The sequence below is a fragment of the Arenimonas metalli CF5-1 genome, from assembly GCF_000747155.1.
Classification (GTDB): Bacteria; Pseudomonadota; Gammaproteobacteria; order Xanthomonadales; family Xanthomonadaceae; genus Arenimonas; species Arenimonas metalli.
The window spans coordinates 67932-84040 of record NZ_AVCK01000055.1 but is presented as its reverse complement, the minus strand read 5'-3'; the positions used below and the strand labels follow the sequence as shown (position 1 = coordinate 84040).

The following is a 16109-nucleotide window of genomic DNA, read 5'->3' as shown; positions in this document are numbered from 1 at the left end:
GGCCCCGGCCGGCCTGCGGAAACCACGCCGACGCGGCTACGGCCCGTCGGCGTTTTCGTTGGTGGCGTCCGCGGCCCGGCGCGCCGCCTCGATGCGCTCGGCGCTGGGCGGATGCGTGGACAGGTAGCCGACCGGGCCGCCGTCGCTGTCGCCGCCGTGCGAATCCGACAGCCGCTTCATGATCTCGGCGAAGTCCGCCGGCGACTGCCCCTTGCGCGCGAGCAGCGCGAAAGCGAAGGCGTCGGCCTCGCGCTCGAACTCGCGGGAGAACCCGCTCTCGATCAGGATCACCGGGATCGACACCGACAGCGAGCCGGTACCCGACAGGTCGCCGAACAGGAAGCCCGCCACCACGACCACCGCCGAGCTCTGCAGGCCGCGGCGCATGCCGTGGCGCTGCTCGTGGTGGCCGGCCTCGTGCGCCAGCACCGCCAGCACCTGGGCGTCGGACTCGGCCAGCGCCACCAGCTCGTCGGTCACCACCACCAGGCCGTCGGGCAAGGCCAGCGCGTTCGCCCCCAGCGTCGGCGCGCTGCGGAACTCCAGCCGGAAATCGGCGGCCCGCGGCAGCTCCTGGACCAGCGCCCCGAACTTCGCCTGCAGCGTGCGCCGGCGCTTCTCCGGCAGCCGCGTCGGCTTGAAATGCATGCGGTCGAGCAGCTCCATCGCCTGGCTGCTGATGGTCCGCTCGACGGCCGCGGGAATCGCCGGCGCGAGCCGGTCCGCCATCCACGGCAGGCCGAGCTGGAAGAAGCCGACGACGCCCAGCACCGTCGCCACGCCGGCGCCGATCGCCGCGCCGCGGCGCCGCTCCAGCCAGTCGGCCCAGCCCTCGACCTGGTCGCGGCCGCCCAGCCAGGCCTCGAGCGCCGGCGTGTCGGCGATCTCGAGGTGGCCTTCGCCGGGCAGGCGCAGCGTGCGCGGCATGCGGCCCAGCCGCGGGCTGAGCGTCAGCTCGGCCGCGGCGAACTCCAGCACCATGCCCTCGGACTCCAGCCGCACGGTGCCCGGCGACGGCTCGCTGATCCGCGCCGCGCGCGGCCGGCTGCCGCGGCCGTCGTACCAGGTGGCGTCGAGCGCGTTCAAATGCCGATGTCCACGTCGAGGTCCAGCGCATCGGTGAGCTCGGCGCCGGCGGCGCCCTCGGCGCGCTCGGCCTCGGCGACGAAGTGGTCGAGCTCGCCGTCGGCCAGCAGGGCGAAGTGCGCGGCGCGATAGCGCGCGATGCGCACCATCGCCCACGGCACCAGCAGGCCGACCGTGGCGACGATCGCGACGCCGTTGCTGAAGTAGATCCAGATCATGTCGCGGGCGCGCAGGGTGCTCTCGAAGCGATGCCCGCCGAGGCTGGAATAGCGCCACATCAGGTTGATGTACTTGGTGCGCAGGTAGATTGGCAGCGCCAGCAGCGCCAGGTACACCGCGGCCAGTGGCGCGAAGATACCGATCATCACGCCGATCGGCGGCTCGCCGCCGACGCTGCTGTCGCCCGACAGCGCGGCGCCGAGGGCGGCGCCCGCGATGACGACCAGGATCATCAGCAGGTAGGCCCCGAAGCCCAGCCCGATGCAGATCAGGAACGGGATGTAGTACGTGCCCAGGTCGCCTGCGAACCGGAAGCGCTTTCCGCCGAAGCGATGGCCGCTGACGGTGTAGTCGTGCTGGTGCATGCGCACCCACGGCAGCACCATGTAGGCGGTGAGGATCTGCAGCGCCGGCCGGAACATGAAGTTCACGTAGGCCTCGTACACGCCCTCGACGAAGCGGAAGCGCAGCCCGCGCCAGGCCGAGTAGCGCGCGCGGAAGCGCAGCGTGCGGTGGATCAGCCACGGGAACATCACCAGCACGAACAGGATCAGCGGGATGTAGACCACCCAGACCTGGAAATGCGCCGACAGGCCGAGGCCGATCGCGACGGCGTACGCGATCAGCCGGCCCTTGAGGATGGCGATCGGGTCGGCCAGGTATTCGAACGGCGCGCCCGCCAGGCGGGTGTTGCCGTAGAAGTAGCGCTCGGTGCGCACCTTGGCCCAGGCCGAATAGATGCCCAGCGTCAGCACCGACAGCACCAGGTTCACGAACCAGATGCCGAAGAACTCCTTCGCATCCCCGGTGAATTGCAGCGGATGGCGGACGGGGCCCGGGATCGGCGGCGGCCCGGGAACCCGGGGCGGCGGCGGCAGCGCCGGCGGCTGGGCGCCCGGCGTGGTCGGGTCTTGCTCGTAGCTCATCGGGTCCCCGGGATGGCTCCGGCTCCCCGCCGGCCCGTCAATCTAGCCGCTGCCGGCGATCGCGTGAAGCCTCAGCGGTAGATCCAGAACTTCGAGGCGACGAAGCCCAGCGCGGCCAGCAGGCCGTCCACCAGCGGTTTTCCAAGCCATGCGGCGTGCAGGCCCTGCTGCGCATCGAGCAGCTGCACGGCGCCGGTGCTGGCGGTCGACATCACCAGCCAGAACAGCGCGAAGCGCAGCGCCTGGCGTCGCCCGAGCGGCGGGCGCCCCGGTCCGGCGAAGGTGTAGCGCCCGTTGAGCCAGAATCCGATTGAGGCGCCCGCGACGCGTCCGACCAGGTTGGCGGGCACCACCGGCATGCCGGCCATGGTCAGCAACACGAAGCAGGCCCAGTCCAGCACCAGCTGCGCGCCGCCCACCAGGCCGAAGCCCACCAGCTGGCGCAACACCACGGGCTCAGCCCGCCCGGCGGAACGCGCATCCGGTCTTGGTGGCCAGCTCGTCCTCGGTGACACCGGGCGCCATCTCCACCAGCACCAGGCCGTCGCCGGTCACATCCATCACGGCCAGCTCGGTGATGATGCGGTTGACCACGCCGACGCCGGTCAGCGGCAGCGTGCACTGGGGCAGGATCTTCGGCTCGCCGTTCTTGGTGGTGTGCTCCATCAGCACCACCACGCGCTTCACGCCGGCCACGAGGTCCATTGCGCCGCCCATGCCCTTGACCATCTTGCCGGGCACCATCCAGTTGGCGAGGTCGCCGCGGTCGGTCACTTCCATCGCGCCCAGGATCGCCAGGTCGATGTGGCCGCCGCGGATCATCGCGAACGAATCGTGGCTGCCGAAATAGCTGGCGCCTGCGCGCGCGGTGACGGTCTGCTTGCCGGCGTTGATCAGGTCGGCGTCCACCTCGTCCTCGGTCGGGAACGGGCCGATGCCGAGCAGGCCGTTCTCGGACTGCAGCCACACGTCCATGCCTTCCGGAATATGGTTGGCCACCAGGGTCGGCAGGCCGATGCCCAGGTTCACGTAGGCGCCGTCGCTGAGCTCGCGCGCGGCGCGGGCGGCCATCTCGTCACGATTCCAGGCCATTACTTCGCTCCTCGCACGGTGCGCTGCTCGATGCGCTTCTCGGGGGTGGGGTTGACCACGATGCGGTCGACGTAGATGCCCGGCAGGTGCACCTGGTCGGGATCGAGGCTGCCGACGTCCACCAGCTCCTCCACTTCCGCCACGCAGACCTTGCCGGCCATCGCGCAGGCCGGGTTGAAGTTGCGCGCGGTCTTGCGGAACACCAGGTTGCCGGCAGTGTCGGCCTTCCACGCCTTCACCAGCGACACGTCGGCCTTGAGCGCGGTCTCGAGCACGTACCAGTGCCCGTCGTCGAACTGCCGCGTTTCCTTGCCTTCGGCGACGATGGTGCCGTAGCCGGTGCGGGTGAAGAACGCCGCGATGCCGGCGCCGCCGGCGCGCAGGCGTTCGGCCAGCGTGCCCTGCGGGTTGAATTCCAGCTGCAGTTCACCGGCAAGGTACTGCCGTTCGAACTCCTTGTTCTCGCCGACGTAGGACGAAATCATCCGGCTGATCTGGCGCGTGGCCAGCAGCTGGCCCAGGCCAAAGCCGTCGACGCCGGCGTTGTTCGAGATCGCGGTGAGCCCGCTGACGCCGGAGTCGCGCAGCGCGGCGATCAGCGCCTCGGGAATGCCGCAGAGGCCGAAACCGCCGACCGCGAGGGTCTGGCCGTTGGCGACGAGGCCGGCGAGTGCGGCGGCGGCATCGGGATAGAGCTTGCCGGACCGGCGGGCACCGGCGGCCTGGGGGCTTGGCGACGTCATGGGCATCCTCAGCGTCTGGAAGCCGCCATTCTAGCGGCTGCGCCCCCAGCCGGGGATCGTACTTTCGGCCGGCGCGCCGGGGCGCCCGTGCGGCCTTGCGTTATCCTCCCGCACAGACATTCCCGGACTTCGACCCGCGACGGATGACCCCCGCCCCGACCACCCCTGCCGCCGTGGAAACCCGCCCTCCCGAAGCCGACGCTGCGCTTCCGGCCTGGCGCTCCGGCATCGCCGTGGTGATGCCGTGCTACCGGGTGGTCCGGCACATCCTGCCGCTGCTGGCGCGCATCGGCCCCGAAGTCGACCGAATCTACTGCGTCGACGACGCCTGCCCGGACGGCAGCGGCGACCACATCGCCGCGGGCGCGACGGACCCGCGCGTCCAGTTGCTGTGCCACCCGGTGAACCAGGGGGTGGGCGGCGCGGTGATGACTGGTTATGCGCGCGCGGTGCAGGACGGCGCCCGCGTGATCGTCAAGCTCGACGGCGACGGGCAGATGGATCCCGGCATGCTCGGTGTGCTGGTCGCCCCGATCCTTTCCGGCGAGGCCGACTACACCAAGGGCAACCGCTTCTGGGACCTGCGCCGGATCGGCGACATGCCCCTTCTCCGTCGCCTCGGCAATCTCGGGCTGGGCTTCATGGCCAAGGCCAGCACCGGCTACTGGGACGTTTACGACCCGACCAACGGCTATACCGCGCTGCATGCCGACGTCGCCGCGCGGCTGCCGTTCGAGCTGGTGGCGAAGCGCTATTTCTTCGAATCCGACCTGCTGTTCCGCCTCAACATCGAGCGCGCGGTGGTGATCGACGTACCGATGGACGCGCGCTACGGCGACGAGACCAGCCACCTGAGCTTGCCGCGGGCCGTGGGCGAGTTCTCGCTTGGCCATGCACGAAACCTGCTCAAGCGCATCATCTACAACTATTTCCTGCGCGACCTGACGCTGGCGTCGATCGAACTCGTGCTCGGTATCTCGCTGCTGGCCTTCGGCGCCGGCTTCGGCGGCTGGCACTGGTGGCATTCGGCACAGGCCGGCGTTGCGACGCCGGTGGGCACGATCATGATCGCCACCGTGGCGGTGGTCAGCGGACTGCAGTTGCTGCTGGCATTCCTCGGGCACGACATAGCCGCGATGCCGCGTCGTCCGCTACACAAGGTCCTGGCGCACCGGGCCGCGACCCGGCGCGGCTGAGCCCATGGCGTCGTTTCCCCTCGCACGCAGCCTGCTGCTGGCCGGCGGCCTGGCGGCCACGGTCGCGGCGCTGCTCGTCGCCGCCATCCCCTGGGACCGCATCGAACGCAACGCGATCGACATGCTGGTGGTGCTGGCCGCCATCGCCCTGTTGGCCGAAGTGCCGGCGCGCCTGCTGCGGTGGCCACGCGCGCTGTCGCTGCTGGCGGTCGGGCTGGGCGGGCCGGCGATCGCGTATGCCGGACTGCCCGGCCTGCTGGCCACGTCACTGCTGCTGGCCGCCGGCCTTGCGGTGGGGGACCTGCTGCGGCTGCCTGCGCTGGCTTCGCCGTGGGCGCGCGTCATTGCGGGCCTGGGCGTGGTCGCGGCCGTGGCGGGTTGGCTGCTGCCGTTCCCGGTTCATTTCGCCGCCGTCTGGTTTCTCGCGCTCGCGGCGCTGGTCGCGTGGCGCCGGCACGCGGTGTGGGTACAGCTGCGCGACGCCGGCCACGCGCTGGCCGAGGCGCGGCGCGCGGCGCCGAGGGCGAGCATCGCCGCCGCGGGCTTGCTCTGCATTGCCAGCCTGCCGGCCTGGCTGCCGATCCGCATGTCCGACGACCTCGGCTACCACCTTGGGCTGATCTGGAGCCTGCTCGACTTTGGTCATTCCCGCTTCGAGGTCGGCACCCAGGTCTGGACGCTGGCGCCGTGGTCCACCGACGTGCTGCACGGCGTGGTGTCGGTACTGGCCGGCAGCGAAACCACCGGCCCCTTGAACGTGTTCTGGCTCGCGGCCGCGACCTGGCTGGTGCGCGAACTGGCGCGGGGCCTGCAGCTCTCGCCGCGGCTGGCGTGGCTGTCGGCGATGCTCTACGCCAGCCTGCCGGTGTCGGTGGCGATGACCGGCGGCCTGCAGGTCGAGGCTGCGAGCCCGGCGATGCTGGCGGCGCTGGCGCTGGTGGTGCAGCGCGGCGGCCGCTGCGACGATCCGGCGACGCTGCGCCTGTGCGCGGTGCTGGCCGGCCTGATGATGGGCGCCAAGGCCAGCCACGCCTTGCTGCTGCTGCCGATCCTCGCGTGGCTGCTGGTGCGCTGGCGCGGGCTGCCGCCGCTGCGCGCGCTGCCGTTGCCGGCGGGCCTGTTCCTGTTCACGGCGGGCTCGAGCTATGCCTACGCGTGGGGCCTGACCGGCAACCCGGTGCTGCCGCTGTTCAACCACGTGTTCGCATCGCCGTGGTTCGCGCGCGAGGCCTTCGTCGACCCGCTCTGGCAGACCGGCCTCGATGCGTGGCTGCCCTGGCGGCTGGTCGTCGACACGCCGCGCTACTACGAGTCCGTGCCGGGCGCCGCGGGGCTGGTCACGCTGGCCCTGCTCGGCGGCCTCGTCGGCGTGGCCGATCGCCGCCTGCGCCCGCTGCTGCTGGTGGGGCTTGCCGGCGGGCTGCTGGTGTTCTCGCAGGTGCAGTACCTGCGCTACGCGCACCCGTCGCTGGCGCTGGTGATCCCGGCCCTGGTCGCGGCGCTGGTGCCCGCACCGTCGCGCTGGAAGGAGGCCATGCTGGCCGCGCTGGTGGCGGTGCAGCTGCTGCTGGCGCCCACCGCGAACTGGATGCACCTCTGGGGCGCCGTTCGTTTCCATGTCGGCAAGGGCGCCGACGAAGTGCTGCTGCGCTTCGTGCCCGAACGCCTGCTGGCGCGCCAAGTGCGCGAACTCGCGCTGCCGGGGGACCGCGTGCTTTACGCCGACCGCGAGCACACCTACCCCGCCGAACTCCCGGGCCGCGCTTTCGGGCACAACTGGTACAACCCGCGGCTGTCGGGCCTGCTGGACGCGGGCGAAGGTGCCGACTGGAGCCGCCTGCTCGAGGCAAGCGGCGCCAACCTGCTGATCGCGCGCGACGCCGGCGCCGATCCGGCGCTTACGGCCTATCTGCAGCAGCGAAACGCATCCGTGCTGGCCGAGGCGGGGCCCGCGCGGCTCTATCGCCTGTCGCCCGAGTGGATCCCGATGCTGCCGGCGGCGGGCGGCCACCGCGCGGCGCCCGTCGGCGACGCCGATTTCCTGGGCGAAGCGGAGCTGGCCTTTGCATGCCCGCGGCCGGGCACGACGATCATCGTCGAATGGACGCTGTCGCTTGCCCGCGCCGACGCGAACGCGTTCGCGCATCGCGTTACCTGCGGGCAGAACGGCAAGGGCCTAAGCCGGATCCGTTTCGCGCTGCCGGGCGCGGCAGGCGCGCGTGGCCTGGCGGTTTCAAGCCGTGCGGCCGATGGCCGTGTCGTATCCGATGCGCAGGCGCGGGTGGCGTGGCGCCATGACCTGCTCGCCGACGCGGCGCTGCATGCACGCGTCCTGGACCGCCTGTGCGGTCGCGAAGGCTGTGCCCGCGACGACGCGTGGATCGCGCCGGTCCCCTGACGCCCGTCAGGCGAACAGACGCTGCGCCCCGGACCACGCCTGCCCGGGCGCCAGCACCACCGGGTGCAGCACGTTGGCTGCTTCCACGCAGACGAAGTGCAGGTGCTGGCCGGCGCCCAGGTCGGGCAGCGCGGCGGCCAGTACCGGGCCGGGGTTCCAGACGACGACATCGCGGAACCCATCGGCGGCGATCCGCAGGCCTTGCCCCCCGGCCACCAGGGTCAGTTCGTCGGCGACTTCCGGATAGACGCGGTCGAGCTCCGCGCCGAAGGCCACCTCGTCGCCTTCCTGCAGGCGCCAGCGTCCGCCGTCGGCCGCGTCTTCGTAGGGCCGTCCGGCCAGCCCCCGCAGGCGCGCGTCCGACAGGTCCGCGGCGAAGTAGCTGTGCAGCGCCGCAGTGAACGCAAACGGTGCCGGCCCGGTGTTGCGAACCCGAAGGCGCATCTCCAGCTCGCGCGCGCCGAGCGTGATCTCCATGACGGCCTCGAACTCATGGGCCCAGAGCACGCGAGTTTCGGCGGAGGCGTTCAGCGAAAGCGACAGGCGGCTCAGTCCGTCGGGCAAGGCTTCGACGGGACCGGCGGTCCAGGGCAGGCCACGGGCAAAACCGTGCTTTGGCAGGGCCCCGCGACCCGAGAACTGCGGGAACACCACCGGCGCGCCGCCCCGGATCGCCTGGCCGGGCGCGAACACCGCATTGGGACTGAGAAAAAATCGCTCACGCCCGGACGCATCCCGCCAGGACAGGACCTGGGCGCCCTGGGCGCTGACGTCCACGCAGGCGCCCTCGGGCGATTCCAGGCGCAAATGACGCATCGGGACGGCACTCCGGGCAGCGGGCAAGGGGTGGATTGTATCGATCCGCACGGGCGACGCCCCCGTGCCGCCCACGGGCTGGCTTAGGCATCAGTCACGCAAGGCCGCGACGCCGCCCGTTATAATCGAACTCCCCGTGACCCCCGGCAGCCCCTGTTGACCCGACTCCCCTGCTTCAAGGCCTATGACATCCGCGGGCGCGTGCCCGACCAGCTCGATGCCGACCTGGCCGGCCGCATCGGCGCGGCCATGGCCGATGTCCTGGGCCCGGGCCCGGTGGTGCTGGGCCACGACATCCGGCTGAGCAGCCCGGGCCTGCAAGAGGCCGTGTCCGACGGCCTGCGCAGCCGCGGCCGCGACATCATCGACATCGGCCTGTGCGGCACCGAGGAGGTCTACTTCCAGACCTTCCACCGCGCGGCCGCCGGCGGCGTGATGGTCACCGCCAGCCACAACCCGATCGACTACAACGGCATGAAGCTGGTCCGGGAGCAGTCGCGCCCGATCAGCGGCGACACCGGGCTGTTCGCGATCCACGATGCCGCCGTGGCGATGACGGGCGCGCTGGCCGCGCCTTCCGCCCACGTCCGCGCCGACCATGGCAAGGCCGACTACATCCGGCACCTGCTGGGCTATGTCGATCGCGACGCGCTCAAGCCGCTGAAGATCGTCGTCAACGCCGGCAACGGCGGCGCCGGCCTGGTGATCGACCAGCTGGCGCCGCACCTGCCCTTCGAATTCGTGCGCCTGCACCACGAGCCCGACGGCACCTTCCCTCACGGCATCCCCAACCCGCTGCTGCCCGAGTGCCGCGACGCCACCGCCGCGGCCGTTCGCGCCAGCGGCGCCGATTTCGGCGTGGCCTGGGACGGCGACTTCGACCGCTGCTTCTTCTTCGACGCCGACGGCCGCTTCATCGAGGGCTACTACCTGGTGGGCCTGCTGGCGAAGGCCGCGCTCGCCAAGCGCCCCGGCGGCAAGGTGATCCACGACCCGCGCCTGGTCTGGAACACCGTCGAGATGGTCCGGGCCGCCGGCGGCACGCCGGTGATGAGCAAGACCGGCCACGCCTTCATCAAGGAACGCATGCGCGCCGAGGGCGCGATCTACGGCGGCGAGATGAGTGCGCACCACTATTTCCAGGATTTCGCCTACTGCGATTCGGGCATGATCCCGTGGCTGCTGATCGCCGGCCTGGTATCGGCCACCGGGCAATCGCTGGCCGAGCTGGTGGAGGACCGCATGGCAGCCTTCCCCTGCAGCGGTGAAATCAACTTCAAGGTCGCCGATGCCAGCGCCGCGATCGCGCGGGTGCTGGCGAAGTTCGACCCGCTGGCGCCAGCCTACGACCGCACCGACGGCCTCAGCGCCGACTTCGGCGACTGGCGCTTCAACCTGCGCAGCTCCAACACCGAGCCGCTGCTGCGGCTCAACGTAGAGTCGCGCGGCAACCCCCGCCTGATGCACGATCGCACCCAGGACATCGCGGCGCTGATCAGCGCCTGACCGCACAGGACATCCCAGACATGACCGACATCCTTCCCGTCATCCTTTCCGGCGGCTCCGGCACCCGGCTCTGGCCGCTGTCGCGCGAGGCCTATCCCAAGCAGTTCCTGCCCCTGGTCGGCGAGGACACGATGCTGCAGGCCACCTGGCGCCGCGTCGCCGGCCTGGCCGGCCACGCGCCGATGGTGGTGGCCAACGCCGAGCACCGGTTCATGGTGGCCGAGCAGCTGCGCGAAGCCGGTGCCGAAGGCGCCACCGTGATCCTCGAGCCGATGGGCCGAAACACCGCGCCCGCGATCGCCGTGGCCGCGCTCGAGGCGATGGCCGAAGGCGAGGACGCGCTGCTGCTGGTGCTGCCGTCCGACCACGTGATCGTCGACGTCGCCGCCTTCCACGCCGCGGTGCAGCTGGCGCGCGCGCAGGCCGACGCCGGCAAGCTGGTCACCTTCGGCATCCAGCCCACGGGGCCCGAAACCGGCTACGGCTACATCAAGGCCACCGGCGAGGGCGTCCGCGCCGTCGAGAAGTTCGTCGAGAAGCCCGACCGCGCCACCGCCGAGGCCTACGTGGCGTCCGGCCAGTACTACTGGAACAGCGGCATGTTCCTGTTCCGCGCCTCGCGCTACCTGGCCGAGCTCGGCCGGCTCAAGCCGGACATCCTCGCCGCCTGCCGCGAGACGCTGGTCAAGTCCAAGCGCGACGAGGACTTCATCCGCCTCGACGGCGAGGCCTTCGCCGCCTGCCCCTCCGACTCCATCGACTACGCGGTGATGGAGAAGACTGCCGACGCCGCGCTGGTGCCGCTGGACTCGGGCTGGAGCGACGTGGGCTCCTGGGCCGCGCTGTGGGAAGTGTCGCCGCAGGACGCCGACGGCAACGCCTGGCACGGCGACGTGATCTCGATCGGCTGCCGCAATTCCTACGCCCACGGCGAGCGCCTGATCGCGATGGTGGGCCTGGAGGACATCGTGGTGGTGGACACCGACGACGCGCTGCTGGTCGGCCACCGCGACCGCATCCAGGAAGTGAAGGACATCGTCGGCAGCCTCAAGCGCGACGGCCGCTCGCACGCCACCTGGCACCGCAAGGTCTACCGCCCCTGGGGCGCCTACGACTCGATCGACAACGGCGAGCGCTTCCAGGTCAAGCGCATCACCGTGAAGCCGGGCGGCACGCTGAGCCTGCAGATGCACCACCACCGCGCCGAGCACTGGATCGTGGTCAGCGGCACCGCCAAGGTGACGCGCGGCGACGAGGTGATCCTGCTCACCGAGAACCAGAGCACCTACATCCCGCTGGGCGTGGTGCACCGGCTCGAGAACCCGGGCAAGCTGCCGCTGGAGCTGATCGAGGTGCAGTCCGGCAGCTACCTGGGCGAGGATGACATCGTGCGGTTCGAGGATGTCTACGGGCGCGACAAGTGACGAATTGCCGGCTCGGACGCGAGCCATGACCCGCCAGGCTGTCACGGCGCTGGCCGGGTCGTTCGCGCGCAAGCGCTGTTCGGTCGGCGCGCTGATCCACGATTCCCAGGGGAGGCTGCTGATCCTCAGACCCTCCTATCGGCCCGAATGGCTGCTGCCGGGCGGCGTGGTCGAGGAAGGTGAAAGCCCCGGCGAGGCGCTGGTGCGCGAACTCCACGAAGAGATCGGCCTGGCCACCACCGTCCTCGGCCTGGCCTGCGTGGACTACGTGCCGGCCTGCGAGCGCTTCAGCGAAGCCATGCATTTCCTATTCCACTGCAACGCCCTCGACGACGCGACCGCTCGCGCCCTCCGCCCTGATGGCAGCGAGATCGTCGAGCTGCTGTTCGCGGACCACGAAACCTGCGACACGCTGCTGGCGCCGACCATTGCCCGCCGCCTGCGGTCGCTGGGCGCCGGCCAACCCGGCTACCTCGAGGCCGGCGCGCAGCGCTACCCTTTCTTCGACCGCATTCCCTGAGCGCAGCCCGCCGGGCCCGCAGGAGCACCAAGCCATGACCGACAAAGTGGACTTCGACAAGTACACCGACAACTACAACCAACTGCTGCGGGAGGGAACGAGCTTCTTCTCCTCCAGCGAGCAGTACTTCGCCAAGTACAAGGTCGAGCTGGTGAAGAAGTCGACCCGCCACCCGGTGTCGCGGATCCTGGAGTACGGCTGTGGCATCGGCCGTAACGTTTCCTACCTGCAGGCGGCATTTCCGGGCGCCGAGATCATCGGCACCGACATTTCCGAGGCCAGCCTCGAGATCGCCCGAACGGAGAATCCCGGCGTCCGCTTCGAAGGCGAGCACGCCAACCTGGCGCTGGGCGACTTCGACCTGATCTTCGTCGCCGGCGTTTTCCACCACATCCCGCCGGCAGAACGCCCGGGCGCGCTGGCGCTGTTGTCGACGCGCCTGCGTGCCGGCGGCACCCTTTGCGTTTTCGAGCACAACCCGTACAACCCCGTCACCCGGCGCATCGTCGACAACTGCCCCTACGACGCCGATGCCATCCTGCTTAAGCCCGCCGAACTGGCGGGGCTGATGAAGGGTGCGGGCATGGCGGTCCAGGGCCGGGGCTACTGCCTGTTCATCCCGCCGAAGATCGGTTGGATGGCACCGCTCGAGGACTACCTGACCTGGCTGCCGCTGGGTGGCCAGTACTGGGTGAAGGCGGGCCGCGCTTGATCATCGGGCAACTGTTCCGCTTCGTGATCGTCGGCGTGCTGAACACGGCGATCGGCTACGCGATCATCTTTGGCTGCATGTACCTGCTCGGCATCGGACCGGTGCCGAGCAACGTGGCCGGTTATCTCGGCGGCCTCGCGATCTCGTTCACGCTCAACAAGGCGTTCACCTTCAAGAGCAAGGCCGGTGCCGGCGCGGAGCTTGGCCGCTTCGTGGCGGCGTTCGTGGTGGCCTACCTGGCGAACCTGGCCGTACTGCTGGCCTGCCTGCACCTCGGGCTGCACGAGGCATGGTCGCAGGTGGTGGCCGGCGTGGTTTACATCGGCGTGACCTTCCTGCTCAACAAGTTCTTCGTGTTCCGCCTGCCACCGGACGGCCCGCGGGCGGCTGTCCGCTGACGGCCGCCGCCAAGCGCTACAGCCGGTCGTCGAGAGTCTTGCCGGTTTCGCGGTGCGCGAAGCCCGGAATCACGCTCTGGATCGCATCCACGATGGCCTGCTTGTTGACCGGGCCATCGACCCGGCCAACGGCGTCCTCGAGCATCGCGATCACCTCGCCGTCGAGGGCGCCGGTGGAAAGGTGCTTCACCGCGGCGAGCGTCTCCAGGCCGCTGTCGACCAGGTGCTCACCCTGCCCAACGAATTCCTCGTAGGGCTTCTCCCCGCTGGTATCGAGCGGCGTGAGCAGCAGCGGCCAGCGCTTCTCCCTCGCGAGCGCCGCGACGGACTCGCGCGCCAGTGACTCATCGTAGAAGGGTTCCGGCTCGTAGCCATGCAGCCGCAGCACCCGGGCGGCCACCTCCTCCAGCAGCTGCAGCTCGCTCACCGGGTCCAGGCGCGGGAACAGCACGTGTCCGGCGCGACCAAGCGCCGCCGCCAACAGGCAGATCTCGCCCGACTCGACCTGGGAGACGAAGTAGCGGCGCGTGTCGCGCGGGACGGCGAGCGGCTGCATCTTGGCAAGCCGAACGAGGAAGCCCTGCAGCAAGCTGCCATTCGAGAAAGCGACGTTGGCGAAGCGCGCCGTGGTTTGCTCGCCGCCGCCGGCCAGGTCGGGCGCGAACACCACGTCCTCCATCACCCGCTTGCTGGCGCCCATCAGGCTGGTCGGATTCGCCGCCTTGTCGGTGGACACGGCGAAGTAGCGACGGCCGTGGCCCGACTGGTTTAGCCAGCGCCGGAAGCGCACGTGGCGGACCACGTTGGTGTCGATCATCTGCAGCAGGGAATAGACGTCCTTCTCCGAACGCACGTGCTTGAGCGCGGCGAAGTTGAGCACCAGGTCATAGGGCTTCTCGTCGGCGAGCAATCGGCCCATCACGGGCGAGCCGTAGTCGAGCGGCAAGGTGCGGAAATCACCGACGGCGAGGCCACCGGGCCGCCCGCGCAGGTCGCGCACGAGTTCGGCCAGGTAGTTCTCGCTCTGGTCCACGACGTGCAGGCAGGCCGGCGCGAGGTCGGCCAGCAGCATCGTGGTGGCCGAGCCGATGGTGCCGCCACCCCCGACAACCAGCACGCGCCGGCCGGCGACGGCCTCGAGCAGCGCGTCGCGGCGACTGAGGATGTCCGGTGCGAAGTGCGACGCCTTCCGCTGCAGCACCGCTTGGTCGAGCATCGACTGGGAAATGGCTTGGCTGTCGATCATTGCTGGAGTTCCTTCTTGCGCGCGGCCACGGGCACCGCTTCGCCGTGGCGACGGGAGATAAGGTAGCGGGGTCGTGCCTTGACTTCGTCGAACACCTGGCCCAGGTACTCGCCGAACACGCCCATGAAGAACAGCTGCACGCCGCCGAGGAAGGCCACGAAGGCCAGCAGGGAGGCCCAGCCCGGGGCGGTGGCGGTGCCCATCAGGTAGCTGCCGACCATCAGCGTCGCGGCGAGCACGCTGCCTGCCGCGATGACCAGCCCGGTGATCGTGCAAAGGCGCAGTGGGACCTTCGAGAACGAGCTGATGCCCTGTATCGCAAAGTTGATCAGGATCGAGGCCCGGTAATTGGACGTGCCGCTCATGCGCTTGCGCGGCTCGAATTCGACGAAGGCGACGCGATAGCCCACCCAGGCAACCAGGCCCCGGAGGAAGAAGTTCCGCTCGCCGAACTGCTCGCGCAGCACCGTCACCACCTCTCGATCCAGCAGGCGGTAGTCCGCCGCGCCTCCCTGCAGCTCGATCGAGCCGATCCGGGAGATGATGCGGTAGAACGCCGCCGAGGCCGAACGTTTCAGGAGCCCGGTCTCGCCGCCGTCCTTGCGAAGGGTTTGGACGATCTGCGCACCCGACTCCCATTGCGCCAGCAGCGTCGGGATCAACTCGGGCGGATGCTGGCCATCGCTGTCGAGCATCACCAAAGCATCGCAGTCACACACCTCGATACCAGCGATCAGTGCGGCCTGGTGCCCGAAGCGACGCGACATCACCAGCACCTGCACCTCCGGATCGCGCTCGCTCAGGCCCTGCAACACTTCTTCAGTTCGGTCCGGCGAAGGATCCATCGCATAGATGAATGAAAACAGATAGCGGTCACGAAGCGGCTCCAGCGCGGCGCGAAGCCGCGCGTGGAACTCGAGGATGACTTCGTCTTCGCGGAATACGGGGCACAGCACCTGTACGTGCTTCATCGGGGCGACTCCTGGACCATGGCGCGGATGCCAGCCTCAAGGGAAAAACGAGGGGACCATCCGCTGTCGGCATGCAATCGCGAACAGTCCGCGCGCACGTCCGGTATCTCATTGCGACGCTTCTCGCCGGTGGCGACCACGGGCTTGGAACTGCCAACCGCGGCGAATACCGCGTCGACCACGTCCTGGACGCTGTGCGAGCTGCCGCTGCCGACGTTGTAAAGCCGGTAGCCACCCGATGACTCGGACGCCAACAGGGCGTCGACGGCGTCATCGACGTAGAGGTAGTCGCGCCGGGGCTCCAGGTCCAGCAGCCGGATATCAGGCGCGCTGGCGTCCAATGCCTGGGTCAGTATCCGGGGAACGATGAAGCGGTCGCTCTGCCCCGCACCGTAGACGTTGAACAGGCGCACCGCCGTCACGTTCATGGAGTACTGCCGCGCGAACCACTCGCAGGCCTGCTCGGCCATCCATTTCGAGAACGCGTACGGGTTGTTGGGGTCCAGCGGGTGCGCCTCGGAGATGGGCAGCTGTACCGGGACGCCGTAGATGTACGCGCCGACGAAGACGAGGCTGGCACCGGCACGGCGGCAGGCATCGAGGACCCGCACGGTGCCGTGGGTGTTGACCAGGTGGAACCGCGCCGGATTGTCCCAGGAGTCGGGCACGCCGGTCTCCGCCGCGAGGTGGAACACCAGGTCGCCGGCGCGGGCGGGCAGCTCGTCGCTGAGCAGGTCAAAGCCGTTGGCGCGCCCCAGTTCGACCACGTCCCAGCCGTTGGCGCGAAGCCGCGCCACCAGCCTGCGCCCGAGGAAGCCCCCGCTGCCCGTCACCAGTGCCCGGCGGGCGGCACGTT

At 70.0% G+C, this 16109-nt stretch carries 16 protein-coding genes; 7 read left to right on the top strand and 9 right to left on the bottom strand.

The features are described 5' to 3' along the window. Window positions 1-36: 36 nt before the first annotated feature. From N787_RS12060 to N787_RS12040, 5 genes are all read right to left on the bottom strand, one after another. The gene (locus tag N787_RS12060) at window positions 37-1086 is read right to left on the bottom strand and encodes a M48 family metallopeptidase (protein ID WP_034214489.1); all 1050 of its coding nucleotides are present in this window, start codon (window positions 1084-1086) and stop codon (window positions 37-39) included. After that, entirely contained in the window at window positions 1083-2231 is a 1149-nt protein-coding gene (locus N787_RS12055; protein ID WP_052575436.1) for a YjgN family protein, read from the bottom strand. Before N787_RS12055 ends, N787_RS12060 begins: the two co-directional genes overlap by 4 nt. A 71-nt stretch (window positions 2232-2302) precedes the next feature. Next, window positions 2303-2680 carry a GtrA family protein gene (locus N787_RS12050; RefSeq protein ID WP_245594012.1) on the bottom strand — a complete coding sequence of 126 codons (378 nt, stop codon included), beginning with the start codon at window positions 2678-2680 and terminating at the stop codon, window positions 2303-2305. A gap of 7 nt (window positions 2681-2687) precedes the next feature. Continuing rightward, entirely contained in the window at window positions 2688-3323 is a 636-nt protein-coding gene (locus tag N787_RS12045; RefSeq protein WP_034214481.1) for a CoA transferase subunit B, read from the bottom strand. Then, window positions 3323-4066: a CoA transferase subunit A gene (locus N787_RS12040; protein WP_034214477.1), complete on the bottom strand. Its 744-nt coding sequence runs from the start codon at window positions 4064-4066 to the stop codon at window positions 3323-3325. Before N787_RS12040 ends, N787_RS12045 begins: the two co-directional genes overlap by 1 nt. A 143-nt stretch (window positions 4067-4209) precedes the next feature. Here N787_RS12040 and N787_RS12035 point away from each other — a divergent pair, with 143 nt between their 5' ends. Next, the gene (locus N787_RS12035; protein WP_034214474.1) at window positions 4210-5262 is read left to right on the top strand and encodes a glycosyltransferase family 2 protein; all 1053 of its coding nucleotides are present in this window, start codon (window positions 4210-4212) and stop codon (window positions 5260-5262) included. 4 nt (window positions 5263-5266) lie between these two features. Then, entirely contained in the window at window positions 5267-7660 is a 2394-nt protein-coding gene (locus N787_RS12030) for a hypothetical protein (RefSeq protein ID WP_034214471.1), read from the top strand. A gap of 6 nt (window positions 7661-7666) precedes the next feature. Here N787_RS12030 and N787_RS12025 read toward each other — a convergent pair whose 3' ends face one another. Further along, entirely contained in the window at window positions 7667-8476 is an 810-nt protein-coding gene (locus N787_RS12025; RefSeq protein WP_052575435.1) for a D-hexose-6-phosphate mutarotase, read from the bottom strand. A gap of 156 nt (window positions 8477-8632) precedes the next feature. On the opposite strand from N787_RS12025, the gene N787_RS12020 reads away from it, so the two are divergent. The 5 genes from N787_RS12020 to N787_RS12000 are packed head-to-tail and all read left to right on the top strand — an operon-like array spanning window position 8633 to window position 13036. Then, window positions 8633-9982, top strand: a complete 1350-nt coding sequence (locus N787_RS12020) for a phosphohexomutase domain-containing protein (RefSeq protein ID WP_034214466.1) — start codon at window positions 8633-8635, stop codon at window positions 9980-9982. Window positions 9983-10002: 20 nt separating this feature from the next. Continuing rightward, on the top strand, window positions 10003-11406 hold the full coding sequence (locus tag N787_RS12015; protein WP_034214464.1) for a mannose-1-phosphate guanylyltransferase/mannose-6-phosphate isomerase: 1404 nt from the start codon (window positions 10003-10005) through the stop codon (window positions 11404-11406). A gap of 25 nt (window positions 11407-11431) precedes the next feature. Then, on the top strand, window positions 11432-11926 hold the full coding sequence (locus N787_RS12010) for an NUDIX domain-containing protein (protein ID WP_052575434.1): 495 nt from the start codon (window positions 11432-11434) through the stop codon (window positions 11924-11926). 34 nt (window positions 11927-11960) lie between these two features. Beyond that, window positions 11961-12638, top strand: coding sequence for a class I SAM-dependent methyltransferase (locus tag N787_RS12005; RefSeq protein WP_034214461.1), 678 nt, complete (start codon window positions 11961-11963; stop codon window positions 12636-12638). Beyond that, window positions 12635-13036: a GtrA family protein gene (locus N787_RS12000; protein ID WP_052575433.1), complete on the top strand. Its 402-nt coding sequence runs from the start codon at window positions 12635-12637 to the stop codon at window positions 13034-13036. Before N787_RS12005 ends, N787_RS12000 begins: the two co-directional genes overlap by 4 nt. Before the next feature lie 16 nt (window positions 13037-13052). Here the strand turns inward: N787_RS12000 and N787_RS11995 are convergent, their stop codons facing one another. Genes N787_RS11995 through N787_RS11985 form a run of 3 tightly spaced genes read right to left on the bottom strand, consistent with a single transcriptional unit; the run spans window position 13053 to window position 16086 of the window. After that, on the bottom strand, window positions 13053-14282 hold the full coding sequence (locus N787_RS11995; RefSeq protein ID WP_034214459.1) for a polysaccharide biosynthesis protein: 1230 nt from the start codon (window positions 14280-14282) through the stop codon (window positions 13053-13055). Continuing rightward, window positions 14279-15253, bottom strand: a complete 975-nt coding sequence (locus N787_RS11990; RefSeq protein ID WP_052575432.1) for a glycosyltransferase family 2 protein — start codon at window positions 15251-15253, stop codon at window positions 14279-14281. The genes N787_RS11995 and N787_RS11990 overlap by 4 nt, the downstream gene beginning before the upstream one ends. Beyond that, on the bottom strand, window positions 15250-16086 hold the full coding sequence (locus tag N787_RS11985; RefSeq protein ID WP_211252167.1) for an NAD-dependent epimerase/dehydratase family protein: 837 nt from the start codon (window positions 16084-16086) through the stop codon (window positions 15250-15252). The genes N787_RS11990 and N787_RS11985 overlap by 4 nt, the downstream gene beginning before the upstream one ends. Window positions 16087-16109: the final 23 nt, after the last annotated feature.

Bases quoted from the DNA above. Each gene is read 5' to 3' on its own strand.
- N787_RS12055 (WP_052575436.1), bottom strand. From the start codon at position 2,231: ATGAGCTACGAGCAAGACCCGACCACGCCGGGCGCCCAGCCGCCGGCG.
- N787_RS12045 (WP_034214481.1), bottom strand. From the start codon at position 3,323: ATGGCCTGGAATCGTGACGAGATGGCCGCCCGCGCCGCGCGCGAGCTC.
- N787_RS12040 (WP_034214477.1), bottom strand. From the start codon at position 4,066: ATGACGTCGCCAAGCCCCCAGGCCGCCGGTGCCCGCCGGTCCGGCAAG.
- N787_RS12035 (WP_034214474.1), top strand. From the start codon at position 4,210: ATGACCCCCGCCCCGACCACCCCTGCCGCCGTGGAAACCCGCCCTCCC.
- N787_RS12030 (WP_034214471.1), top strand. From the start codon at position 5,267: ATGGCGTCGTTTCCCCTCGCACGCAGCCTGCTGCTGGCCGGCGGCCTG.
- N787_RS12025 (WP_052575435.1), bottom strand. From the start codon at position 8,476: ATGCGTCATTTGCGCCTGGAATCGCCCGAGGGCGCCTGCGTGGACGTC.
- N787_RS12015 (WP_034214464.1), top strand. From the start codon at position 10,003: ATGACCGACATCCTTCCCGTCATCCTTTCCGGCGGCTCCGGCACCCGG.
- N787_RS12010 (WP_052575434.1), top strand. From the start codon at position 11,432: ATGACCCGCCAGGCTGTCACGGCGCTGGCCGGGTCGTTCGCGCGCAAG.
- N787_RS12005 (WP_034214461.1), top strand. From the start codon at position 11,961: ATGACCGACAAAGTGGACTTCGACAAGTACACCGACAACTACAACCAA.
- N787_RS11995 (WP_034214459.1), bottom strand. From the start codon at position 14,282: ATGATCGACAGCCAAGCCATTTCCCAGTCGATGCTCGACCAAGCGGTG.
- N787_RS11990 (WP_052575432.1), bottom strand. From the start codon at position 15,253: ATGAAGCACGTACAGGTGCTGTGCCCCGTATTCCGCGAAGACGAAGTC.